Origin of the sequence: Xenorhabdus stockiae (genome assembly GCF_002632825.1) — a bacterium.
Taxonomy (GTDB): Bacteria; Pseudomonadota; Gammaproteobacteria; order Enterobacterales; family Enterobacteriaceae; genus Xenorhabdus; species Xenorhabdus stockiae.
In genome coordinates, this window is sequence record NZ_NJAJ01000002.1 from 146,061 (window position 1) to 172,470 (window position 26,410).

A 26,410-nucleotide genomic window follows, 5' to 3' on the forward strand; every position below is an offset into this window, starting at 1 on the left:
TAAATTGCTTATTTACGTCAGGTAACTATCACAATTGTTTTGTTTTATTTTTTGAGAAAATAAGAACGGGCACGCCGAGTATCGAAATATACTCAGGAAACATTTTCTCTCAGGTATTAGTTTTTCCATTTCGGTTAATAATCTGCCAACCAAAAATCAGGCAGCAGTCATCCCCGCCACAACGGAATAAACAGCTCACTTAATAAATTGGGAGAAGTTATTTCATTTTTTCCCTGTTCTTAGATAAACGTCTTTGATCTACCGCAATTTTTATTAATAGGCGCTTAATTACACAACTAAATGAAAACGGATGGATTGAATATATCGATAGGAAATTTCGACAAGTCATTACTGTATTTTTCACACTTATGATTAATATCAAAAACAAACTATTTCATATGAAATCAGTAAGTTAAAATCATCACTGATAAAAAATAACCATATCCTATTTTGTCACTTTCAAATTTAGTTACTGTTTTAAATCATGAATGAATTTAGTGACAAAATGAAACGATCACAATTATAAAATAATTTACGGCATATTATTTTATATTAATAAAAAATATTTTGGACATGATCCATCATTGATATTAACACCTAAAATATACAGTCATGATAATAAAAAATGATATAGATAATTTCTTGACAAAATATAATCAAGATTAATTTAGATGAAAAAATGAACAACACAAAACTCTGCTCTGTCGATAATATCTAGAAATTCTCAGTGTTTTGACATCATAAAACTCAATATAAAAATAAAATAACGTTAACATTAGAGATATAATGCTGCCTGAAAGCCCTATTTATTCACGTAAAGAAAATGTTTTTGTTTTCTTCATGCTGAAATATATGTTGGAAATAACGCTTATTTTATTTTTCACTATTAGAAGGAGCTTGATTTTGCCAGTTACTAATCGACGCAAGTTTATTAAAATCTGTGCGCAAACCGCAGGAGGCGTCTTTGCAATGGCGGCCCTGCCCGGCAGTATTCGTCTTGCAATAGCCGCAGACAACGGGGTTGTCACCAGCGATGAATTCCTGTGGCTGGAAGATCTACAGGGTGAGACCGCGCAACAGTGGGTAAAGCAGGAAAACCAGCGCACCATCGCGCGTTATACTCAGGGGGGAGGCTTTCGTAAGTTAGAGCAGCAGGTACTGAATATCCTTAATAAAGACACTCGGATCCCGTGGGTCAATAAGCATGGCGATTACTACTATAACTTCTGGCAGGATCAGGCTAACCCTCGCGGCCTGCTTCGGCGTACCACGCTGCAAGAGTACCGTAAGGCCAAACCAGCATGGGAAACAGTGCTGGATATTGACGCACTGGGTAAGGAAGAAGGTAAGGATTGGCTCTACCACGGTTTACAGCCTCTGGCACCAGAATATCGCTACTGCCTGATGAAGCTGTCACCGGATGGTGGAGATGCTGTTGAAATCCGTGAATTTGATCTGGAGAATAAGCGGTTCGTTGAGAATGGATTCAATGTCCCCGTAGCCAAAAGCAGAGTGTCATGGATTGATAAAGACACCGTGTTTATCGCTACTGATTTTGGCCCCGGTTCAATGACTCAGTCCGGCTATGCGCGAATCGCTAAACGCTGGCAGCGTGGTACACCATTGAGTGCAGCCGAAACACTGTATGAAGCCAAGCCGGAAGATATGGCGGTATTCGCCTATCGTGAGCGCACACCCGGCTTTGAGCGTGATTATGTAGGCCGTAGTCTGGATTTTTATCGTCGTGAATATTTCTTACTGACAAAACAGAATCAGAAAGTCAGGATTGATATCCCTGAAGACGCAGAAATTAATAGCCACCGTGAATGGCTTTTGATAAGACCGAGTAAAGACTGGGATGTGGGAGGGAAACGCTATCCGTCCGGTGCTTTGCTGGCAGCGAACTTCGACGATTATTTGGCAGGTAAGCGTGAGTTACAGGTGCTTTTCACGCCCAATGAGCAGACAGCGCTGAGTGGCTACAGTAGTACGCGTGATCACCTTATCCTCAGCATTATGGATAATGTCGTAAACCGGCTTGAAGTATTAACGCCGCAGGGTAATAGCTGGCAACGGCAACCTCTGGGCAATCCGGGTAGCATGAGCAATATTTCCGCCACCGGTATTGATGAGGAAACCAATGATTACTTCCTGACCATCAATAATTTCCTGCATCCTGCCTCGCTGTATATAGGCAATCTTGACGGTAGTGAAGCGGAGCTATTGAAACAGGGACCAAAAGATTTTGATGCTGGCAACTATCAGGTCAGTCAACATTTTGCCCGGTCAAAAGATGGAACCCGTGTGCCATATTTCCAGATCTCAGCTAAAGGCCTTAAACTGAACGGCAGCAATCCGACGCTGCTGAACGGTTACGGAGGCTTCGAAATATCGCTACTGCCAAACTATATAGGCACTGAAGGACTAACCTGGCTGGGGCGTGGTGGTGTTTATGTCGTTGCCAATATCCGTGGCGGTGGTGAATATGGCCCGGCCTGGCATCAGGCCGCTCTCATGCAAAATCGCCACCGCGCCTATGAAGATTTCGCAGCGGTAGCGCAAGATTTGATTGCACGAAAAGTAACATCATCAAAACATATTGGAGCTCGTGGCCGCAGCAACGGGGGTTTGCTGGTCGGCAATATGCTGACGCTGTATCCGCAACTGTTCGGTTGCATAGTCTGTGGTGTACCTCTGTTGGACATGCAGCGTTATAGCCAGCTTTCCGCTGGGGCCTCATGGATTGCCGAATACGGCGATCCGAGCCAGCCGGATCAGTGGGCATATATCAAAACCTTCTCGCCGTATCACAATATTAAGGAACACGTGGCCTATCCGCCCGTATTGTTCTACACCGCAACCAGTGATGACCGAGTTCATCCGTCGCATGCACGTAAGATGGCAGCACGTATGCAGAAGATGGGTTACCAGCAAGTCTATTTTTATGAAAATACCGTGGGAGGACACAGCGCTGCGGCCGATAAAAAACAGACAGCATTCCAGAATACAATGTTCAGTGAATTTATGTGGTCTCATCTGAATAACAAGACACCGACGACATAAACGTAAGGTGAACAATTCTGAGTTATTAATTTCGCCAATATATTTTTGAGATAGGGAGTTAGCTACTGGTAGCTAACTCTTTTTTGTGAGGTATTTTAGTAGGATAAAGAAGAGAAAAGAGAAATTACCACCCTGCAGGCAGATAGCCGAACAATGAAGCGATGGCATACACTGCGCTGGCCAAATACAGCAGCACAATGCTTATTTGCAGCAATGGATGCGTGATCCAGCTGCATTGCCAGCATGGAGTATGATCGCCGTATTTCCGAGCGCCACGTAAAATCAATATCGGCATGATTGATAGAATCACACCACTGAATACACCAGCGAAATACAGAGCATTAACAAATGACACAAGTCCGCTGTAAGCCAGCACGAACGGTGGCACAGCCACCAACAACAGCACGCCGAAACGACGCAATGGTTGTTCGTCATTACCCAGCCGGAATTTATCGAAGATATTAGTCAGGAAACTGCCGCCCAATCCCCAGTAAGAGGTTAAGATTGCACATAATGCAAACAGGTTAGTAGAGAAGAATGCCCACTCTCCCAACGCTTGTCCCCAGGAAATCGTCACTACCTCAGAGATATTGTCTAGACCATTAAGGGCAATCACAGACATCGGCACCATCGCTAGCAGCACAAAGATCACTGCCATACCAATAATAATCGCCTTCGGTAGTTGTTCTGGCTTATCGGCAAAGCCACGCGCCATTTCCGGCACGATATACTGTGCCGAAAAACTAAACACCACAACATTGAATAATGGCACCATGAAAAGCCAGTCACCATCCAGCAGGTAGCGCATCTGAGTAGTGTCTTTCAGCAACGTTGCTACTACTAACGTTAATAGCATGACCAACATGCCAATACTGATAAACTTTTCACCACGGCCAATTGCTTTCAGTCCGAGGTACAATACTCCTGCTGCTGGTACGAAGAACAACAGGCTACCTAATGTCGGTGAAATACCCAGCAGCGACTGTAACAGTTTGCCACTGCCGCTCATATAGGCGGTCAGCGCACCAACACTGTTGATACATACTGAAAAAAACATCACCCAAGCACCCACCCCACTGACATATCGCCTTGCCAGCCCACTAAGTTGTAAGTGAGCGCGGGTGCGCAGCGTAGATTCAGCAACATACAGCATAGTAATGGTGGTCAGTACCCCCACCAGCACCAGCCAGAACATCAGCGGCAAAAAGCCGGCCTTTCGTGAAGCATAAGCAATGGACAGCAAACCTGCGCCGATATTGGTGCCGACTATCATCGCTACACCTTCGAGAAAACTCAGTGACTTACCGGGAACCGGCGCTAACTCTCCAGAGGCAAGCGCCGAAGAAATACTGGTGTTATCAGAAGACATTCATCCTCCTTTATCCCGGTGCGCTAACCACCGGGGATAAGTTAATTTCACGGTGGTTAACAGCTCACTAGTACACTTTGCTCTTAATTATCCGTATTAGAGTTTAGCGTAAAATAAGAGGAAAAATTTTAGGATAAGGAAAACCCATGAAAAAAAGCTTATTACTGCACTCAAGTATTTTATTGAGGGTAATTTTTTGTGGAGTCAGTCAATATTCATGGTGTACTGGATACCTATTAGATATGTATTTTCAGAATTAATAATAACCTGATAAATACTACAAAATTACGACATTTTTACTGGTTTTTTTTTCAAAAAAGGAATCTCTGTAGAGAATCGTGCACTTCGTGCATCGCGTTCATATCCCTGAGGTTCGCACAAAAGATGATACAGTTCAGGCCTTCGGCCATGGATCCACCTCATTCCTGTGGACATAGTAAGTAATTCCAGATCAAGGCAAGCCGTTATCATGGTATTTTCAAAAGAAGTAGTTTCTTCAATAATACGACCATAGGGATCGATAACCATAGCATTGCCTGTACGGATTTCTCCGTTATCCAACCCAACACCATTGCTGAACAAGATAAATAAACCATTATCATGTGCCCGTGCAGGCAACCAGCGCATTAACCAGCCGCGGCCATTATCGCCACGAAATGCAGCCTCCAGAGCATCTGGATTTTTGTGCCTGTTTTCCCAGAGAGTAACCGGAATTGGTTTCATGCCGTAAGGGCTACGAGAATTAGTGCCTCCCGTCTGGTGAGGAGCCATCAGGATATCAGCACCAAGAAGTGCTGTTGCCCGTACATTTTCAACCAAATTGTTATCCCAACAGATAAGAACTCCAACTTTTATGTCCCAAGGGGTATCAAACACAGTAAAACTATTCCCACTAGCGAAGTCAGGGCGCTCAAATGCATGAAGTTTGCGATGCACATGTATCTGACCATCGGGCATACATACCGCGTAAGCATTATAAAATTGCTCATCTTCGCCCAGTTCGATAAGTCCTGCGCCTATTGCCATTTCATATTTTTTTGCTAGTAAAATGATACGTGACAAAGATAGGCTACCATCAATTCGTTCAGCCAGAAGCATCACTTCTTCGCCTGTAAGATCTGGCACATGCCAGTAACCGGTAATGCACATTTCAGGGAAAGCCAGTATTTTTATATGCTGTTCTCCAGCCTGATGAATGAATTCTTCCATAACCGATAAGTTATATTGCTTGTCATTAGCTCGGTGGCAGAACTGAACGGTGGCTACTTGAATACTCTGTTTCATAACACGTCTCCTCAAACAGAAAGTGATGAGTATTTCACCAAATAGACAACGCACTGTATAATCACAATTTTTCTGGATTTGATAACTAACTGGAATGGATATAAAACTATTACGTGCATTCGCCATTCTGGCTCAGAAAGGGCAATATCGCGCAGCGGCGGAAATTCTTTGTCTGACACAACCGGCTCTGACAAAACAAATTCAGACACTGGAGAATCTTGTCGGATTTAAATTGTTTAAACGTGGGCGTCACGGTGCCAGACTAACAACTGCTGGGCAGCAACTTTTGTCTAGGGCTTGCGAATTACTCAAGCAGCATGATGATTTTGGCGAATTTGTGAGCCAGATGCAGAAAGGAAATGTTGGTAAATTACTTCTGGGATTTGGTGTATCGGCATTTCAGCTTGCTCCCGTCAAGGTAACAGCTTTTCGCAACTTGTTTCCTGATGTGGAAATTTTCTTGAACGACATTCCTTCCGAAGTGCAATACCAAATGCTACTGGAAGGCCAACTTCAAGCTGGGTTTGTACGTCTTCCTGTACCGGAGAAACTGAAAGCAGAATCACTAATGGAAGAAAAACTGGTTCTTGCTGTAAATACAACGCTTCACATAGACCCAACCAATATTCAGAATGTACTGAATGCACATCAACTCCTGCAAATTTCGCCACATCGCGGGCACAGGCTAGTGGCTCAGATAGCCATTTTTCTCAGAGAAAATAAGCTTAATGCCCGAACTGTATCTGCTGCTGACGATATTCAGACTTTACTGGCACTGGTTGCTGCCGGAAATGGGGTTGCTTTACTACCAGCCGGAGTCAATCATATTTTACCTATGGGCGTAAAGCTCGTGCCCCTCGACGGGATATACACTAGGTGGCAGATAGGGATCGCCTGGAATCCAGAGATTAAGGATTGCTTGCGGGATAATTTTATTAATATGGTATTGACGCCCTCTCTACTTTAAAGATTCAGTCATGCAAAGCCTTACCTTCAAAATCTGGAGATTTTAAGAGTTGGTTATGAAAAAAATCATTAACCAACTCTTACTCTATTTTTCAGCAATGTTTTTTAGTATTGCGGGTTACTTCACCAGAGCTTCCGCAGTATCATTTTTACCCTTTGGCTGCTTTGCCATTTGATATGTCACTAATGCTCCGGTTGAACAAATAAACATAGTGAGAGCAATTCCTGACAAGGTTCCATTATTTAATAAACCCACTAATAAACCTGCAAATCCACCAAATAGATACTGAATCATCCCTAAAACAGCAGATGCAGTTCCTGTTTCAGCTCTTGAGACGCTGTTCATCGTAACGGATATTCCATTCCCGAATAATAAGCTGAGTGTTGCTACTGACATAAATAACAATGGAATGACGAAGTATATTGATGTCAATCCTGTAGTTACCGAAATCAGCAATAGCATGACAAAAAACAGGTTAGCCAATAAAGACCATTTCAGCACAACAGCAGCTTTATAGAATTTCAGTAGTTTCATATTAATGAAACCGAAGAAAACCATACCAACCGCATTGGCTGCAAAGAAATAACTGTATACTTTAGGTGTGAACCCAAAGTGATTCAGGAAAATAAATGCCGATGAATTTATATAGGCAAATAATGTCCCCATAACGAAACTTGAAGACAATACATTCATAAGGAAATATGAATTTTTAGTAACTTTAATATACGAATATAATTGCTTTGACAGGCTACCTGTTTCCCTGTTCTCTTTCGGCAGAGATTCTGGAATAAAACGATATGCAGCAATAAGCGTGAAAAACGATAAAGCAAATAACATCAGGAATATCGCTCTCCAGCCAAAAACAGAAAGAAGGATACTACCCAATGGCGGAGCAATTATTGGCCCAATCACAACGATTTGCATCAAAATGGTAAAGAGTCGTGCCGAAGTATGTGCATCACATGTATCAGAGATGATTGCCCGAGGGACGACTAAAGTAACAGCTCCTGATAACCCTTGAACAATTCTGCCTATATTGAAAAGCACGATGTCATCAGTAGTTGAAGTGAGTAAAGAGGCCAGTGAAAAAATAAGAATACCTAATAATAAAGGTGTTCTTCGTCCATAATAATCAATCACCGGCCCTAACATTCCCTGCCCGATAGCTAACCCTACTAAAAACAGGGATAATGAAGTTTCTACCTTAACAAGCTCTGTATTTAAACTTTCTTTTATCGCATTAAATGCTGGCAAGTACATATCGATTGCCATCACATCAAAAGCAGTCATTAACGCCAACAAAAACAGGGCAAATGCCGGTATTTTATTTTGCTCAAATCTACTCATAACCTTATCTAATCTTCTCTATGCTGCACGAAAATTATAATTGTACATAAGTACAATTATTCACACAACCGAGCTGAACACTGTGGAAGATAAAAACTCACGTGCAATAGAGTTATAAACAGAAGATTGTTTTTGGTGGAGTAAATTCCTTTCCGACGAATTTATTGCTTCCCTGCCCGTCGCTGCGTATCCTGAAATTCATCGAGCTGATACATACTCAATCTGACAAAATTTTGCTGATAAATGGCCTGATGTACTCTTTTTTGCTGAAATTACTATCTCCGGTTAATAGAGACTGAAGAAAGAAAGCATCCAAAACAGCGGTGAGCGCTTTGGCTTTTGATTCATCGTTAGTGATGTATTGAGAAATGATGTCTTTTGTTGCCTGCATCCAGTTAACGGCAAGTGGCCTTAAAGATGGCCGGGAGATAGCCGCAACGTAAAGCTCATATTCTGACTTTAAGCGTGAATAATCTGCGAATGTCCATGAGATGAACTCCGTCAGATTTTCGGCCGGATCTTCAAATAGCGACTCTTGAAACCAGTTATGTGACAACTCTATGAAGTTATTAAAGTATTTTTCTAGCGCTGCGCTTAACATATCATCCAGTGTTTTAAAATAATATGTTGTTGTTCCAAGTGGAACCCCTGCTTCTGATGCCACCGCCCGATGATTACACTCATAAATACCATCCCGGCAAATAACGACCTGAACGGCATCAAGAATTTGATTATATTTTGCTTTTCCCTTTGGGCTAAGTTCCTCATACATATTTGCACACCAATCTAATATCTTACTTTTTAAAAGGTCGTAGAAAATAACATTATTTCAATTAAAGGCAATACACCAAACAGAATTCGGATTTCATCGCGATGAAAGGCTTCATCCCTGAAGCCACGCATCTTTCGTCGTTCACGATAAGATTTTATCCATAAAACTGGCTGATACTCTCTTTTTCCTGACCAGATACGATGACATTGAGCAGTCGTTCATAATATGTAGACAGGCTATCAATCGTCTCTTCTGTATACAGTTCCGGGTTGTAATTCAGCTCACACTCTATACTTTCCGGCATATATAATAAATTCATCCCGAGTGATTCAAAAGGAATCACTTCAACTTCTATCAATTCAACATCAAGATTTGGCAATGATAATTTTCCATCTTTAGATATATCGATGAAATCATATAAACTTTTAATATCTACATAATTGAACACAACATTAAAAATATTATCTATTATTTTTTCACCCACAGAGTCAATTAAAGAAGAAATGTGGGCACTTGAATTATCTATGGCACTATAAATATATTGACTGACCTGATTAATAATTTCTTGTAGGCTCATTTCTTTACTTATGGTCGATTTGACCATAAGATCATCCAAAAATAATCCTATTGTTTGATACATTTCTATGCGAGGACGATCAGCTTTTGGTGAAGAAGTGATATGTTTAGACCCCCCGTAATGCATAAAAAGACATGTATGAAACAACGCCATAAACAACATATATGGCGTAATATTATGATCTTCACAATATTGTAAAACAACTTTATTTAGTGAGTCTGGAGTTTTAATTAAACGGGCATGAGACCGATATTTTGTCGCCGGATGTTTGCTGAAGGAAATTGGAAACTCGCGTTCAGCAATAACATCTGAAAATTGTTTCTGCCAAAATTCAATCTGTTTTTTAACTGCCTCAGTAGTATGACTTTGTTGTAAATAATAAATATAACCAGAATATTGCATGGCAATTGGTGCTAACGGATTTTCTTGTCCAAGTGAGTAGGCCGTATATAATTGTTTAAACTCATTCATAATGATATTGACAGACCATCCATCGGAAATAATATGATGGATATCAATCAATAATACCGTTATTTTTTCCGATATAGGAATTAAGAATGTCCTGATTAGTGGATCATTGTAAACATCAAAAGGTATTCTTAATTTAGTTTGCCAAAGTTTATTAACTTCAATACCAATTTTTTCCTTCGCCATTCCTTTTGAAAACTCTTTGATAACTTGAAGGTTTATTTTCATGCTGTTATCAGGCTGTATGAAGATCTGTTCATCTTCCTTATAAAATTTAAAACGTAAACTTTCATGTCGCTCTAAAATGGTATTTAAACTCTTTTCCAAAACACAGTGATCCAGCTCCCCCTCCATTAGTAGAGCAATTGGTACGTGGAAACAATCCTCCAATAATTTTTCTTCAACAAAATGCCAAAACATTTTCTGGCTATAAGAAATAGGCACTTTTCCATTAGATATTTCGTGCTTATCATTGTTGCGAATCTCACCCCGAACAACGTGTATTTTAGTTTGTTCTTCTGAATCAAGCTGATTAAGAAAATCAATCAACTCTTGTTTATGTTGTTTCCACTTATTGAGCAATTCAGTGGGAATGCTGTCACGACTGGTTTCGTATTGTAACCGATTGTTAACAACAAATAGAGTAATCCCCTGCTCTAACGCTTCATCCACAATCTGCGCTGCATCTATCATATTTCACCTCTTAAATATTCCTGAGATGAATTTTGCTCTGCCTGAAAATGTTTTCTTTTTTCTTTGAGAAGATGAATGGTGATAATTTGCGATAATTGTTCAAGTGTCGGGTGTTCAAACACGCTTCTTAATGGTACTTCTATTCCTAAATCGTTGCGTATCGAACTAATAAAACGAGTTGCCTGAAGTGAGTGACCTCCGAGAGTGAAGAAATTGTCATAAATGCCGACTTGATTAACGTTAAGTAATTTTCTCCACAACTGACTGATTTTAATTTCTATTTCACTTCTTGGAGCGACATAGGTTTGCCGACGTAAATCATCTTCATTTGGGACTGGCAACGCTTTTTTATCCACTTTGTTATTTAACGAAAGTGGCATTCGTTCCAGAGGAATATAAAGGCTGGGAACCATATACTCGGGTAATTGCTGTTTCAGGGTCGATTCCAGTAACTCTGAAAGTTCGCCATTAATGGCGGAGATTTGCGGATAATTTGCCAAATGTACCTGATTGTATTCAGTACGCGCCAGCACAGGAGGTAATTCGCCCCGGCTGAAAATAATATCCAGTAAATCAGGTTGCTGTTGTGACCATGTCACGCCACACTGATAACCGCATTGTTCAGCATATTGCAGTAAGGATTCGAGTTCCTGAATCTGTTTTAATGCTTGTGGAGAAAAGCTGCTGGCATTTTCCGGGGGGGTGATTATCTGGTTGGCGGGCCAGTGGCGTAACCCTTCTGCCAACACAAACTCATCTTTAATTCTGACATTAGGAATACCTGAAATACCAAATGTCTCTTCTGTTCCTGCCTGTAGTCTGTTTTTCAGGTTTTCCAAAGAATCAAAATTGTGCCAATTTATCGAACGTTCACAGAGAGATCCTGTATTTTCATCTCTTTTATGTAATATGACGTCATAGCGATAACGCATCATTTCATTGTCACCCACACCCCGCTTCACCAGAATATCAACCCGGCTGATTTCTGGGTAACGTTCCGGCAATTGGGCAAAATAAGTTGGGCTGAGTAAAAATTCCGGTTCCTGCTGTAAACGCCGCTGAATACGATTTGCCAGCGAACCCACCTGAATACGTTGTCCATTGAGACGACTTTGTTCTATTGTAGTCGCGTGAGCGGTTAAGAGATCTAAGTTGCGGATATCGCCCAGCAAAATTTTTCCTCCTGCTGTCAATGCAGGTATTATTTGCTCAAGCATTTTTTCCAGATACTGAACATTAGGGAAATACTGGACAACGGAGTTAATTACGACAGAATCAAATTCGCCAGTATGTAATGTTCCTGAATTGAGAGCATCCCCTCTTCTGAGTTCCACATGTGACCAGCCACGCTGTTGCAGCATATGTTGGTGACGATTTAACACCTCAGACGATATATCGGTAGCGACTACTGATTCACATTGTTCAGCATAGCGATATAGCAATAATCCACTACCACAGCCAATTTCCAGTAAACGGTGAGGATTCAGGGAGTCAATCCGCTTCATTATGTCAGCTAACCATTCTTCCATTTGTTCAACGGCAATTGGCTGTTCAGTGTAACTGTTCATCCAACCACCAAAATCACTTTCTGCTGTCACTGCATTATCTGTGTGGTCTTTTTGTGTATTATCCGTTTGACGGTATTGTTCATCAAAAATTTCTGTCCAGTTATCTACACTGTGTGCGTTAAATTCAGTGGCTTTTTTACCTAACCACTCTGCGCTTGGGCAAACATATGCAATGAGTTTTTTATCTTCATCCTGCCCATAAGCGATCACAGAAGCGCTACTTAAGGCGTTATGCTTACTTAAAACAGATTCTATTTCACCTAACTCTATACGATGGCTACGAATTTTAACCTGAGAGTCAATGCGACCGATAAATTCTAATTGACCATCGTGTGTCCAGCGAACTAAATCGCCAGTACGATACAGTCTGTTTTCCCGCTCATTCGTTGAATGTGAGCTGAATGGATCACGAATAAATTGTTTTGCTGTGATTTCCGGTGAGTTGCGGTAACCCCGTGCCAATTGAACACCACCGATATGCAACTCTCCGATAACTCCCATAGGAACCAGATTACCTTCTGGATCAAGAACACGCATGACTACGTTAGGTAAAGGTTTTCCAATAGTAATACGTTCGTCAGTTAATAAAGCCGTAGTAACGATAGAGGTACATTCTGTCGGGCCATACACATTGAACAATTGTCTATTCTGCGACCATTGAACAGCGATTTGCGGCAGCACGGCTTCACCGGCCAAAAGTAATGTTGAAACAGAACGCCATTTATCAAAATTAAGATGAGGAAGCAACGCAGGTGGTAAAACTGCATGGGTTATCTGATGTTTTTCAACAAGTTCATCCATCAATTCAGGGGAACGCCGCTGAGTTTCAGAAATAAGATACAGTGTTGAGCCATAGGCTAATGTCATAGACATTTCCAAAATCATGGCGTCAAAACTCCAGGAGGCGAACTGCAATACACGAATATTTGAGTTAACGTCAAATAAAACATCCTGTGAGAGAGCCAGATTAACCCACCCTTTATGCTCCAGCATAACGCCTTTCGGTTTGCCGGTTGAGCCAGAAGTATAGATGACATAAGCCAGATTATTTTCTGTCAGTGGATATGGCCGCTCATTTTCGGTGATATTACCCCTAGGCATTTGTTGTAACTGCAATTGTATCGTATCAGTATCTAAACAAATGACTTTCTGCTGCGTGATAGGCAGTTTTTCTACCTCTTGCGTTTCAGTCAGGATAAATTCAACTTCACTGTGCTCTAACATGTATTGAAGACGGGCTTTCGGATAGCTAGGGTCTAAAGGTACATAAACCCCACCCGCTTTAAGAATCCCCAGCAGCGCTACAACCGCCTGTAATGATCTTGGTACACAAAGCGCAACCAACGTATCCGGTTTAATACCCTGCTGAATCAAGTAGTGTGCTAATTGATTGGATTGCTCATTTAACGACTGATAACTCAGAGAATCAGTACCAAAGATTAATGCATTTTTTTCAGGGTGTATTGATACCTGATCTTCGAAGAGTTCGTGGAAACATTTCCCTGTTGGGTAAGAAACCTGTGGCTTGCCCCACTGATGAAGTAAGGTGTTTCGTTCAGAGTCTGCCAGTAATGGAATATCATGGACTGATGGTTCGCTGTTACCGGTATGATGATTCATCACATTAACAATGTTAGTCAACAATGTTTCGTAATTGGCTAGTAGTCTGTCAAGGGTTGCTATATTGAATAGGCTGGTATCCGCGATCCACTGAATTGATAGCTCACCTTCACTTTCTTCTTCATATATATGGACTTCCAAATCAAATCGGGTTGTCAGAAGCGAGCGCTCACCATCTTCAATCACACTGCCTTGATCCAGTGTTGTATTGCGCTGGTTATTCTGCACAGCAAACATAATCTGGAAAATAGGGTTATGATTTAAGTTTCGTTCCGGGCTAAGTTTTTCCACCAGCATTTCAAAAGGCAGATCCTGATTTGCATAGGCATCCAAAATAGTACGGCTATTCTGTTTTAACAGTTCACTGAATGTCAGCTGACCAGATAAATCCGTCCTGATTACCATTGAATTGACGAAAAAACCAATCAGGGACTCTGTATCCCGGTGTCTGCGCCCGGCCAGCGGCATGCCAATCAGAATATCCTTCTCATTACTGTAGCGACTCAACAGTACGGCAAATGCAGTTTCCAGAAACATAAATAATGTCACGCCCTGTTTTGCGCACAGTGCCCTGATTTCCTGAGTCAAGCTCTTTGAAATACGCTGTGGATGTAAAAATCCTTCAAGATTCTGTTTTTCTGGTCGGGGATTATCCAGTGGAAAGTGGTGAACTAACGTCGCACCAGATAATTGGTTTTGCCAATAATTAAGTTGTTTTTCCAGTATATCGCCTTGCAGCCATTCTCTTTGCCAACGAGCGTAATCAGTATATTGGACATTTAACGGTGGCAGAGGGTTTTCTTCACCTCGGCAATATGCCCGATATAGCGAGAGGATCTCATGAAGAAAGATCCCCAGTGACCAACCATCACAGGCAATATGGTGGATCGTATAGAGAATCACATAATCATCTTCTGCCAATTTTAATAAGCGAAGACGTAGCATCAGGTCTGTACTGAGGTTAACAGGTTGCTTCCATTCATTTTCACCGAGTTGTTTAACCCGATATTCTTGCTCGGTTTGTGAGAGTGCGGTTAGATCGTAGTGTGTAATGGGCAAATCATAAGAATCAGAAATCACTTGACGTGGTTCGTTATCAATTATTTTAAAATGAGTACGTAAAGATTCATGGCGTTTTAGCAATGCCCCTACTGCCATTTCAAAGGCTTTAAGATCGACTGATTCACGTAATCTGAAATCGCCAGAACAGTTATACTGAGGGCTACCTTCAGTAAGCTGGTCAATTAACCACAAACGCTGTTGAGCAAATGAAAGTGGGTAATGTTCAGCACGCTCATAACGAGGTATATCCTGTAATCGGTGATTATCCGATTCTTCTTCTGATTCAAGCTGAGTCAGAAAATCAATCAATTCTTGTTTATGCTGTTTCCACTCTTCAAGTAATTCAGATGGAATACTATCACGATTGGTTTTATATTTTAGTTTATTATCGCTAACAAATAGAGTAATTCCTTGATTTAAAGCTTCGTTCACAATCTTAGCTGCATTTTTCATATATGACCTTCCAATAGTTTTTGTGTTTTTTCTTGCTCAGTCTGGAAATGTTTTCTCTTTTCTTTCACAAGGTGGATCTCAATAATTGTTGATAACTGCTCAAGTGTCGGATGTTCAAAGACACTGCTTAGTGGTATTTCAATCTCCAGTTCATTGCGTATCGAACTGATAAGGCGAGTTGCCTGGAGGGAATGACCGCCCAGTATAAAAAAATTGTCATGAATACCGGGCTGACTGATACCCAGCACTTCTTCCCATAATTGGCCGATTTTTTTCTCTATTTCATTTCTTGGTGCAACATAATCTTGTTGATGAAAATCACTGCTATTCGGCGCTGGCAACGCTTTTTTATCCACCTTGTTATTGAGTGTCAGTGGCATTTGCTCTAGAGGAATATAAAGGCTGGGAACCATATATTCGGGTAATTGTTTTTTTAGTGCAGATTCGAGTAATTTTGAAAGTTCAGCTTTAATCACTGAGTATTGGGAGATATCTTCGGTATCAAATTGCAAGCTTCTTTCTTCCAGCCAGCTGATAGTCGGGCAAACATAGGCAACCAACCTTTTATCTTTGTCTTCTCCATATGTAATAACTACAGCACTACTTAAAGCTTCATGTCCACTCAGTGCGGTTTCAATTTCTCCTAACTCAATCCTGAATCCTCTTATTTTGACCTGAGAGTCAATCCGACCGATAAATTCGATATTGCCATCAGATAACCAACGAACTAAATCTCCCGTTCGGTATAAACGTTGAGGCTGGGATTCATCCGTTTGTTCATTGCAATATTTAATAAATTTGATTGCGTCCATTTCAGGTGCATTCAAATAGCCGCGCGCCAGTTGAACACCACCAATACATAATTCTCCCGCAACACCAATAGGCACCTGATTCCCTGATGGATCAAGGATACGCATAAGAATATTCGGCAACGGTTTCCCGATTGTAATTTTTTCATCAGTTAATAAGCTTGAAGTTACTATGGCTGTACACTCTGTCGGGCCATATACGTTAAACAGCCTCCTATTCTGTGACCAGTGAACAGAGAGTTGTGGAGGTACAGCTTCTCCCGCTAAAAGCAAGGTTGAAACAGAACACCACTTGTTAAAGTTCAGGTAAGGCAATAAAGCAGGAGGTAATACAGCATGGGTGATTTGATGTTTTTCAACGATTTCGTCCAGACATTCAGGAGAATGCTGCTGGGCTTCTGAAATTAAGTAAAGTGTTGCGCCATACGCCAGTGTCATAGATATTTCTAAGATCATGGCATCAAAGCTCCATGACGCGAACTGTAATCCCCGGCTATGCGTATCAACACCAAATAATTTCGCTTGTGACAGTGCCAGATTGACCCATCCTTTATGCTCCAACATAACGCCTTTCGGTTTTCCGGTAGAGCCGGATGTATAAATAACGTAAGCCAGATTATTTTCCGTCAACGGGAATGGGCGTTCAGTAATATTGTCGATAGGCATTTGCTGCAATTGTGACTGTATTGCCTCGGTATCCAAACAGACAATTTTCTGCTGACTAATCGGCAGTTTTTCTATCAGACTCGTTTCTGTCAGAATAAATTCTGCTTCGCTGTGTTCCAGCATATATTGGAGACGGGATACCGGATAATCAGGATCTAACGGCACATATGCTCCCCCGGCTTTAATGACGCCCAGCAGTGCAACTAATGCGCGTATTGAACGGGGAATACAGAGTGCAACTAATGTTTCTGGTTTAATCTTTTGTGCTATCAGATAGTGTGCCAGCTGGTTAGCCTGTTGGTTCAGCTCCTGATAACTCAATGAATCACTACCAAAAACAACGGCGGTTTTTTCAGGATATCCGGCAGCTTGTTTCTCAAATAACTCATGAAAACAGCCACTATACGGATTATATTCCTGTCTCCCATTCCATTGGGATAAAGTATGTATTTCAGCTTCAGCTAGCAGTGGAATAGCATGAACAGAAAGCTCTTTATATATCAGATCTGAGCCGATACGTGGCTTCATCATGCTGACAATATTAGTAAGCAGCGTTTCATAACTGGCAAGCAATCTTTCAAGAGTAATATCGTTAAACAGACTACTGTCATAAACCCATAAAAGGGATAACCCGCCACCCTCTTCTTCATAAATATGAATTTCTAAATCAAACCGGGTTTTCAAAAGTAGACGTTCTTCGGTCTCAATATTCTTATCCCGCACCAATGTCCCATCCCGCTGGGTATTTTCCAGCGTAAACGCAATTTGAAACACAGGGTTATAATTTAGATTCCTTCCCGGACTGATTTTCTCTACCAACATTTGAAATGGCAGATCCTGATGTTCATAAGCATCGAGAATAGTGCGGCTATTTCGCTTTAATAATTCACTGAATGTAGGCTGGCCAGATAAATCGGTTCTGATCACCAGAGAGTTAACAAAAAAACCAATCAGAGGTTCAATGTCATGATGAGTTCTTCCTGCAAGCGGCGTTCCTACCAGAATATCTTTTTCATTACTGTAACGGCTCAGTAAGACAGCAAAAGCAGTCTCCAGAAACATAAATAATGTGACTTCATGTTGGTGACATAATGTTTTGATCTCCTGCGCCAGATCTTTTGAGATATGTTGTTCTTTAAGAAGCCCTTTGAAGCTCTGTTGTTCTGGCCGTGGATTATCCAGTGGAAAACGGTGCAACGGAGAAATACCTGATAACTGGTTATTCCAGTAATCCAGTTGTTTTTCCAGAATATCCCCTTGCAGCCAATTTTTTTGCCACTGAGCATAATCACTATATTGGATTTTTAGTTCTGGTAACGGGTTGGTCATTCCCTGAGAGTAAGCCTTATATAATGTGATAAGTTCATGAATAAAGATTTCTATTGACCAGCTATCACAAGCAATATGGTGGATGGTATAGAGAACGACATAATCATTTTCAGCTCGTTTTATTAGCCGAATACGTAACATTAGGTCAGCACTAAGATTAAAAACTTGGTTATCCTCTTCTTTGCTGAATTGTTGAATATGGTGTTCTTTTTCATTTTCAGAGAGCATCGTCAAATCATGCTGCGTGATAGGTAAATCATAGGAAGTCACCAGAACCTGCCGTGGTTCGTTATCTATAACCTTAAAGCAGGTGCGTAATGCTTCATGACGTTCGAGTAATGTTTTTACCGCCGCCTTAAAAGCCTTTACATTGAGCTTTTCCCGTAATCTCAGATAGCCGGGGCAGTTGTATTGAGGACTGCCATCAGTAAGTTGATCGATAAACCACAAGCGTTGCTGAGCAAATGAAAGTGGATAATGCTCAGCATTACTATTTCGTTGAATATTCTGCAATTGATATGTTTGTGTTTCTTCTTTTGCATCGAGTTGTTGCAGGAAATCGATCAAATCTTGCCTATAGTATTTCCACTCATTTAATAATTCTTCCGGGATATTATCTCGGCTGGTTTCATATTGTAATCGGTTATCAGCCACAAACAGAGTAATCCCTTGATTTAAAGCCTCATCCACAATTTGAGCGGCATTCTTCATATGTCACCTTTTATATGAAATAATTTAAAACATATTTTATTAATCTTTTTATATAAAAGATTAATCCATCAAATGAGTTTGTTTTAATTATTTTTCTTCAGAAGGATAAATGACCTTATATTTTTAATGTGAACTTTAACAAATATTATAAGGCTATTTTTCTTGCGGCTTTAAATGGAGCGAGGTTGTTACTTTTATGTTTTTAAGATTTAGATTGTTTTGTTGTATTTTTTTCATGGCACTCAATTAATAATAAGAATCGATTGATGTTTATCTTAACATACCATCATTAAAATCCATCAAATTTATTGTTTGACTTGGTTATCAAAAACAAAATAAAATCATAATATTTTTTAATAGATAAGTAATTATAAAACCTATGTTAAATTTGATAATGGAAAATGGAAAATGGAAAAGGAACCTCATCCATAAGGATGTTTTTATTTATATATTTACTCTTTACCCATTCTATTATTAATTTTCTTCTAAATATTTTAGTGGTAAAAATTACTGATTCGCTCTTTTTCCCAACCTGACACAATAACGTTCATAAATTTTTCATGGTTCATCTGTAACTATTTTTATAGTGAAATATTTCACCACAAAATATGATTAAATCACACCTCATAAATAGAAAAGGATCTCACCTTCACATGTTCAATTAAAAGTCAGAGTATAATTGGAGAATCATTTTAAGAATTAAAAAAATCGCCTTGAATGTTGATTCAAGGCGATTTTTTTAATTTATGGGTATTTATGTTTATAGTGCGCGTAATATTGCATCAACACTTGCTTTTGCGTCACCAAATAACATTTGTGTATTATCTTTAAAGAACAGTGGATTTTGTACGCCTGCATAGCCGGTATTCATCGAGCGCTTGAAAACAATCGCATTTTGCGCTTTCCAGACTTCCAATACAGGCATTCCCGCAATCGGGCTGTTTGGATCTTCCTGTGCAGCCGGATTAACTGTGTCATTGGCACCAATAACCAGAACGGTATCTGTTTCAGCAAAATCATCATTGATTTCGTCCATTTCTAAAACGATATCATAAGGTACTTTGGCTTCTGCCAGTAATACATTCATATGACCCGGCAAACGTCCCGCCACTGGATGAATACCAAAACGAACATTGATTCCTTTTTCTCTCAATTTTGCTGTAATGTCATGTACCGGATATTGAGCCTGAGCAACAGCCATACCATACCCTGGGGTAATAATGACTGAAGTGGAATTCCTCAATAGTTCAGCGACCTCTTCTGCGGTTGTTTCTCGATATTCTCCCATTTCCTGATCATCGCCCGTTGAGACGCCATCACTACCAAAACCCCCAGCGATAACGCTAATAAAGGAACGATTCATCGCTTTACACATAATATAAGAGAGGATTGCCCCTGATGAACCGACTAAAGCACCTGTTACTATCAACAGATCATTACTCAGCATAAAACCAGCGGCAGCGGCGGCCCAGCCTGAATAGGAGTTCAGCATGGAAATCACAACCGGCATATCTGCACCGCCAATGGATGCAACCAGATGCCAGCCAAATGCTAAGGCAATCGCAGTCATGGCTAGCATGACAAAAACCTGTAAACCGCCACTCTCCGTTTTGATAAAGATAACCATTAGTACAAAAGAGACAATTAAAGCGGCCAGATTAAGTTTATGGCGATGAGGCAGCATTAATGGCTTTGAGGAAATTTTCCCGCGTAATTTACCAAATGCCACAACTGAACCAGTGAAGGTTATTGCACCGATAAAGATCCCAAGGAAAACTTCTGTCAGATGAATGTTTTCCATAATGGCATCAGCAAAAATATCATGGGCAATAAAACTGTTGAAACCTACCAAAACAGCCGCCAGACCAACAAAACTATGTAAGATGGCAACTAATTCGGGCATTTCCGTCATCTCTACTTTCTTAGCGAGACGAATACCAATAACTGCACCAATAATCATCGCCAGAATAAGCCAACCCACTTTTCCTGTATCAGGCCCCAAGATAGTCGCTATCAGGGCGATCGCCATTCCGATAATGCCAAAGATATTGCCTCGTCTCGAACTTTCATGACGTGAAAGACCGGCGAGACTGAAAATAAATAAGATAGCAGCAACAATGTATGCCGCAGTGACTACTCCGTTCGACATAAGTTACCCCTTATCCTTTCCGAAACATTTTCAGCATACGTTGTGTAACAGTGAAGCCACCAAAGATATTGATACTGGCGATCAGCACTGCAATGAAAGAAAAGAAACTGATCCAACCACCTTCACCTATTTGCAACACGGCTCCGACAACGATGATCCCAGAGATAGCATTGGTAACTGACATAAGTGGAGTATGTAATGAATGACTGACATTCCATACAACGTAGTACCCAACCACGCAAGATAAAGCAAATACGGTAAAGTGGGATAAAAACTCTTTTGGCGCAACATTTGCCAGCCAGCCAAAAAGAATCATTGCCAGCGACAGTAATCCATATTTCAGCCACGGAGATTTGGGCTTTTCAACAGGTTTATCTTCTTTCCTGACGGGTTCAGGTTTGGGAGGTTGCGCTGAGACCTGAATTGGAGGCGCTGGCCATGTGATCTCACCTTCTTTAATAACGGTAACGCCACGGATAACGACATCGTCGAAGTCAATAGTAATCTCACCGTTTTTCTCTTTGCACAGCAATTTCATCAGGTTAACGAGATTGGTACTGTACAACTGTGATGACTGAGTAGGTAAACGGCTGGGTAAATCGGTATAACCAATGATCTTGACGCCATTATCTGTCACAACAAGTTTGTCGGCTTCTGTCAGTTCACAGTTTCCGCCATTTTGTGCAGCCAAATCGACAATGACACTACCCGGTTTCATCGATTCAACCATTTCTTTAGTAATCAGTTTTGGTGCTGGCTTACCCGGAATTAACGCTGTTGTAACAATAATATCCACTTCTTTTGCCTGAGCAGAGAAAAGTTCCATCTCCGCCTTGATAAAGGCTTCTGACATCACTTTTGCATAACCGTCTCCGCTACCGGCTTCTTCTTTAAAGTTCAATTCAAGGAATTCAGCGCCCATGCTTTGCACTTGTTCCTTAACCTCAGGACGAGTATCGAAAGCACGAACCACAGCACCAAGACTACCTGCTGCTCCAATGGCTGCAAGGCCCGCAACACCAGCACCAATAATCATAACCTTAGCGGGTGCTACTTTACCGGCAGCGGTAATTTGCCCAGTGAAAAAACGGCCAAACTCATGAGCGGCTTCAACAATGGCACGATAACCAGCAATATTCGCCATTGAGCTCAAAGCATCCAGTGACTGAGCGCGGGAAATTCTCGGAACAGAATCCATTGCCATAACGGTAATATTGCGCTCTGATAACTTATCCATTAATTGAGGGTTCTGTGCTGGCCAGATAAAACTGAGCAGCGTAGCGCCTTCCTTCATTAAGGAGATTTCGCTCTCTTCCGGCGCGTTGATTTTAAAAATAATATCTGATTGCCAGACTTCATTATTTTCTGCAATCACAGCCCCTGCTTTTTGGTAAGCATTATCATCAAAACTGGCTAGATGCCCTGCTCCTGACTCAACGACTACATTAAATCCCAATTTCAGTAATTGCTCTACAGTTGACGGTGTAGCAGCAACCCGAGCCTCATTGGGGTATCGTTCTTTTGGTACACCAATATGCATAATGTTTCCTTCTCTAAGAATGAAATATTGCTGATTATTACCTGCTGAAGCTAATTTAACGATTCGATTGTTGTTATTACTACTATCAGTAAAACCTATCAATGAGATTTATCAACAAAGCACTCAGTGATAACAAATGAAATAATATCACATGGAAAATAAAACATTGTGGATAATCGTTTTTGTAGAAAGCAAAACAACCCTTAATGTAAGCCATGATGCTTTTTATATAAATCGCTATTTTTATTAAAATTATTAGCGACATCTACCAAAAATAGGTAAGCAGTTATTTAGATAGAATAAATTTTTGCGACAATTAACATTATTACATGCAATAATTGCAAGCTATGTGATAAAGAACAATGTTCAGCACGTTATAAATATTTTAATGCGCAAGGCGAAAGGATTTTTTATGAAGCTGAAAACTACGATCATCGCAACAGCGATCTTCTCCTTAACGACAATTACCACGGCAAATGCGGCGAAAGAATTAACACCAGAGAAAGCTGCTGAGATTAAACCCTTTGAACGAATTACAGTAACCGGGCGTTTTAATGCGATCTATGAAGCAGCCGATGCTGTTTCCCGTCAGGCTGATAAAAAAGGCGCTGACAGTTTCTATATTCAAAGTCTGGATGATTTCAATGGAAGCGGTAATTTACGTGTTGTTGCTGATCTATATCATAAGGATGCAGAAAAAGTAGATAAGACGACTCAATATCGTATTTATCGAGGAATTAAAGAACTGCCTAAAACTGAAGCTATTATTCTGGAACCTTTCGATACAGTAACCGTGAGTGGTTATTTCCCGACTGACCCCGACCTGAAAGAAGCTCTCGCCAAAGCAGCTAAAAAGAAAAATGCTGCGTCTTTCTTTATTGCCCGTGATATTGCACCAAACAATGGAGGTAATCAGGTCGTCACTGCTTATGTCTATAAAGAGGATGCGCCAAAACGTCAGGTTCAGTCTAATAAGGCGGTGATCCCGGCTGATTCTGAAGCAGGACGTCAGGCTTTAGCACAAGGTGGAGAAGCTGCTGAAAAAGTAGAAATCCCGGGTGTCGCTTCATCAACATCAACCAGTAATATCGTTGGTCGTTTTTTTGAAACCCAGTCATCAAAAGGTGGACGTTACACTGTAACTCTACCGAACGGAACCAAAATAGAAGAACTGAATAAAGCCTCTGCCGCCCAAATGGTACCTTTTGACTCTATTACTTTCTCCGGTTATTACACAACTGCGCCTGAAGTCTCTTATCAGGTCGCTAAGCGTGCCGCAGAAAAAGGGGCAAAATATTACCATGTTACTCGTGAGTGGCAGTCTAATGGTGGAAACGTTACCATTAGCGCAGATCTGTTTAAATAACAGCCTCACCAAAGAAGTATGCATTAATAATGTGTACTTCTTTTATTCTTCCTCCTCTGTTGCTTTCACATCTATATTTCACATCTATATATCTACTTTTTGTAATATCTATAAGATTCATTACCTGTCTTTTAGTTAAATAATTTCCCAAAATGTTTATCGTTTGTTTATTAAAAGTAAAATAAATTCTATCTTATGAATAATGTTTATAATATGAACATTAACCTCCCTTTTGAAATAGCATCCCTGTCACCTTAGAAATTGTCTCTGTTGACTGTACCATTTCATTACTACTGTGATATCACTGACAATCCGATGAATATCAAACGTCAGAAAACTATTTTTTGTTTATTTCATTAGGAAATGAAGATTTTTATGCATAAATTTTGTGTTTTTTTGCATAATTTTCCATTGCATACAGCCCTTTCACTCCGTAAAATCCCCCTGTTTTTAGATTTAACCACTGAATATTTCTGCATTCCATCGCATGGATGCAATAAATGTCCAATATGTGTTCGATATTCAGAATAAGTGTTCTGGCTAATCGTGTTGATTTTATCTGACTTTTAGGAACGTATCTTTGGAAAAAAAATTAGGCCTCACTTCTCTGACCGCATTAGTCTTCAGTTCAATGGTTGGAGCGGGTGTATTCAGCTTGCCACAAAATATGGCAAACGCAGGAAGCCCCGCTGCCTTAATGATAGGTTGGGGGATCACAGGCATAGGCATTCTCTTTTTAGCCATTTCTTTACTTTTATTGTCTCGTTTGCGTCCTGATTTGGATGGCGGAATTTTTACCTATGCCAGAGAAGGTTTTGGTGAATTAGTCGGGTTCTGTTCTGCATGGGGATATTGGTTTTGCGCAATCATTGCTAATGTTTCTTACTTAGTCATTGTCTTTGCTGCATTAAGCTTTTTTACTGATACCGAACATTCCGTAATTTTGGGCGATGGGAATACCTGGCAGGCGTTGATCGGCGAATCTGTTTTGCTTTGGTTTGTTCACTGGCTTGTACTCAGAGGTGTACAAACAGCGGCTGGCGTCAATAAATTAGCAACAATGGCCAAACTGTTACCTTTAGGGATATTCATTATTCTGGCCATCATTGCCTTTAAAATGGATGTATTTACATTTGATTTTACTGGCATTGAAATGGGGGTTCCTGTCTGGGAACAAGTCAAAAATACCATGCTGATAACCCTATGGGTTTTTATTGGTGTTGAAGGTGCAGTTGTCGTTTCAGGTAGAGCTAAAAGGCGTAAAGATATTGGAATTGCGACCTTACTGGCTGTGATTTCAGCATTAGGCGTTTATGTGCTGGTTACCCTGCTCTCCCTGGGTCTGGTCACCAGACCGGAACTGGCTGCAATACGTAATCCTTCTATGGCAAACCTGATGGTAGGATTAATTGGCTCAGCAGGCCAATTCATTATTGTTGCAGGCTTAATTGTTTCTGTCTGTGGTGCTTACCTGAGCTGGACAATCATGGCGGCAGAAGTACCCTTCATTGCTTCTTTACATAACTCATTTCCTAAAATATTTAGCAAGCAAAATGACAAAAAAGCGCCAGCATCTTCATTGTGGATCACAAATGGTGCTGTTCAGGTTGCTCTGATTTTAATCTGGTTAAGTGGAAGCGATTACAATACCCTGCTTTCTATCGCATCAGAAATGGTGCTCGTACCTTACTTTTTAGTCGGTGCATTTTTAGCAAAAGTTTCTTTTGAGCGTAGTAACCGCGTCTTACTATTTATTGCTACAGGTGCTTGCATGTATGGCTTATGGCTGCTTTATGCCTCTGGCTTAATGCATTTGCTGCTTTCGGTCATCCTATATGCACCAGGATTACTTGTTTTTCTATATGCACGCAAGCAAATGGATGATAGTAGTAGACTGAATAAAATAGAGAAATCTGCAATTGCTGTTCTATTATTGACTACAATTCCTTCTACATGGTTACTGATGCACTAAAATATTTACAGCATATTTCCTAAGCTGCATTCTTTGTTAAAGATAGGGAGAGAAGTTGTTCTCTCCCCTCCAACAATCCTTAAAATATTTCTTCTTGTTTTTTCCTCGCGCCATTTTTTGAAAATAAACCTTGTTAAGCTTTTTTGTACTCTATATTGATGAGTGTTGTTTTAGGTTTCTTTTAAAAGTATGTTGTAACTAATACTCGGCTTTATTGGAGGTAAAATAACCTATACATAAATATTTATTCAGTTTCGTCGTTACACTATTTTTTAATAGTATTCATCATACAAATCATGTCATACCAGTTATTATTAACAGCCAGTTAACTTGAGTTGGTTTTAAGTCTTGCTTTTTTGAAAAAAAATAGCTTAAGGAGCTGACTAATGCTAAATATCAGGCATTAATGCTAATTTTGCGACTTGCGTCACAAATAAATAATATTTAGTTAAATATATAGGAAAAATATAAAACTACAAAAATAAGCACTTTTATCTTCATATTTATTTTCTGAGATTTCCCGAAATTAATAGTTAAACTTATAAGATAGAATAAAAATACATTCAAGATTGAAAAATATTCTATTTTCTGAATTACAATTCTATTAATGGAAAGTTGGCAGAAT

Annotated in this window: 13 protein-coding genes; 4 read left to right on the forward strand and 9 right to left on the reverse strand. The window is 40.3% G+C overall.

The genetic code is table 11. From position 1 onward, the window contains the following. The first annotated feature begins 969 nt into the window (after window positions 1-969). On the forward strand, window positions 970-3,063 hold the full coding sequence (locus Xsto_RS01060) for a prolyl oligopeptidase family serine peptidase (protein WP_099123868.1): 2,094 nt from the start codon (window positions 970-972) through the stop codon (window positions 3,061-3,063). Between the two features lie 124 nt (window positions 3,064-3,187). Here Xsto_RS01060 and Xsto_RS01065 read toward each other — a convergent pair whose 3' ends face one another. Then, window positions 3,188-4,432, reverse strand: coding sequence for an aromatic amino acid transport family protein (locus Xsto_RS01065; protein WP_099123841.1), 1,245 nt, complete (start codon window positions 4,430-4,432; stop codon window positions 3,188-3,190). 285 nt (window positions 4,433-4,717) lie between these two features. After that, a complete protein-coding gene (locus Xsto_RS01070) occupies window positions 4,718-5,716 on the reverse strand; it encodes a nitrilase family protein (protein ID WP_099123842.1) in 999 nt (332 codons plus the stop codon). 94 nt (window positions 5,717-5,810) lie between these two features. Here Xsto_RS01070 and Xsto_RS01075 point away from each other — a divergent pair, with 94 nt between their 5' ends. Continuing rightward, window positions 5,811-6,683: a LysR family transcriptional regulator gene (locus Xsto_RS01075; protein ID WP_099110109.1), complete on the forward strand. Its 873-nt coding sequence runs from the start codon at window positions 5,811-5,813 to the stop codon at window positions 6,681-6,683. A gap of 117 nt (window positions 6,684-6,800) precedes the next feature. Here Xsto_RS01075 and Xsto_RS01080 read toward each other — a convergent pair whose 3' ends face one another. The 7 genes from Xsto_RS01080 to pntA all read right to left on the reverse strand — a co-directional run bounded on the left by Xsto_RS01080 (window position 6,801) and on the right by pntA (window position 22,447). Then, window positions 6,801-8,030, reverse strand: a complete 1,230-nt coding sequence (locus tag Xsto_RS01080) for a multidrug effflux MFS transporter (RefSeq protein WP_099123843.1) — start codon at window positions 8,028-8,030, stop codon at window positions 6,801-6,803. A 217-nt stretch (window positions 8,031-8,247) separates the two neighbouring features. Continuing rightward, on the reverse strand, window positions 8,248-8,802 hold the full coding sequence (locus tag Xsto_RS01085; RefSeq protein ID WP_099123844.1) for a TetR/AcrR family transcriptional regulator: 555 nt from the start codon (window positions 8,800-8,802) through the stop codon (window positions 8,248-8,250). 154 nt (window positions 8,803-8,956) lie between these two features. Beyond that, on the reverse strand, window positions 8,957-10,540 hold the full coding sequence (locus tag Xsto_RS01090; protein WP_099123845.1) for a condensation domain-containing protein: 1,584 nt from the start codon (window positions 10,538-10,540) through the stop codon (window positions 8,957-8,959). Next, window positions 10,537-15,243: a non-ribosomal peptide synthetase gene (locus Xsto_RS01095; RefSeq protein WP_099123846.1), complete on the reverse strand. Its 4,707-nt coding sequence runs from the start codon at window positions 15,241-15,243 to the stop codon at window positions 10,537-10,539. Before Xsto_RS01095 ends, Xsto_RS01090 begins: the two co-directional genes overlap by 4 nt. Then, entirely contained in the window at window positions 15,240-18,758 is a 3,519-nt protein-coding gene (locus Xsto_RS01100; protein WP_099123847.1) for a non-ribosomal peptide synthetase, read from the reverse strand. Before Xsto_RS01100 ends, Xsto_RS01095 begins: the two co-directional genes overlap by 4 nt. A gap of 760 nt (window positions 18,759-19,518) precedes the next feature. Next, window positions 19,519-20,907: a Re/Si-specific NAD(P)(+) transhydrogenase subunit beta gene (pntB, locus tag Xsto_RS01105; protein ID WP_099110115.1), complete on the reverse strand. Its 1,389-nt coding sequence runs from the start codon at window positions 20,905-20,907 to the stop codon at window positions 19,519-19,521. A 10-nt stretch (window positions 20,908-20,917) separates the two neighbouring features. Continuing rightward, window positions 20,918-22,447 carry a Re/Si-specific NAD(P)(+) transhydrogenase subunit alpha gene (gene pntA / locus Xsto_RS01110; RefSeq protein WP_099123848.1) on the reverse strand — a complete coding sequence of 510 codons (1,530 nt, stop codon included), beginning with the start codon at window positions 22,445-22,447 and terminating at the stop codon, window positions 20,918-20,920. 412 nt (window positions 22,448-22,859) lie between these two features. Here pntA and ydgH point away from each other — a divergent pair, with 412 nt between their 5' ends. Further along, window positions 22,860-23,813, forward strand: a complete 954-nt coding sequence (ydgH, locus tag Xsto_RS01115; RefSeq protein WP_099110117.1) for a DUF1471 family protein YdgH — start codon at window positions 22,860-22,862, stop codon at window positions 23,811-23,813. A gap of 580 nt (window positions 23,814-24,393) precedes the next feature. Further along, window positions 24,394-25,785, forward strand: a complete 1,392-nt coding sequence (locus Xsto_RS01120; protein ID WP_099123849.1) for a basic amino acid/polyamine antiporter — start codon at window positions 24,394-24,396, stop codon at window positions 25,783-25,785. The last annotated feature ends 625 nt before the right edge of the window (window positions 25,786-26,410 follow it).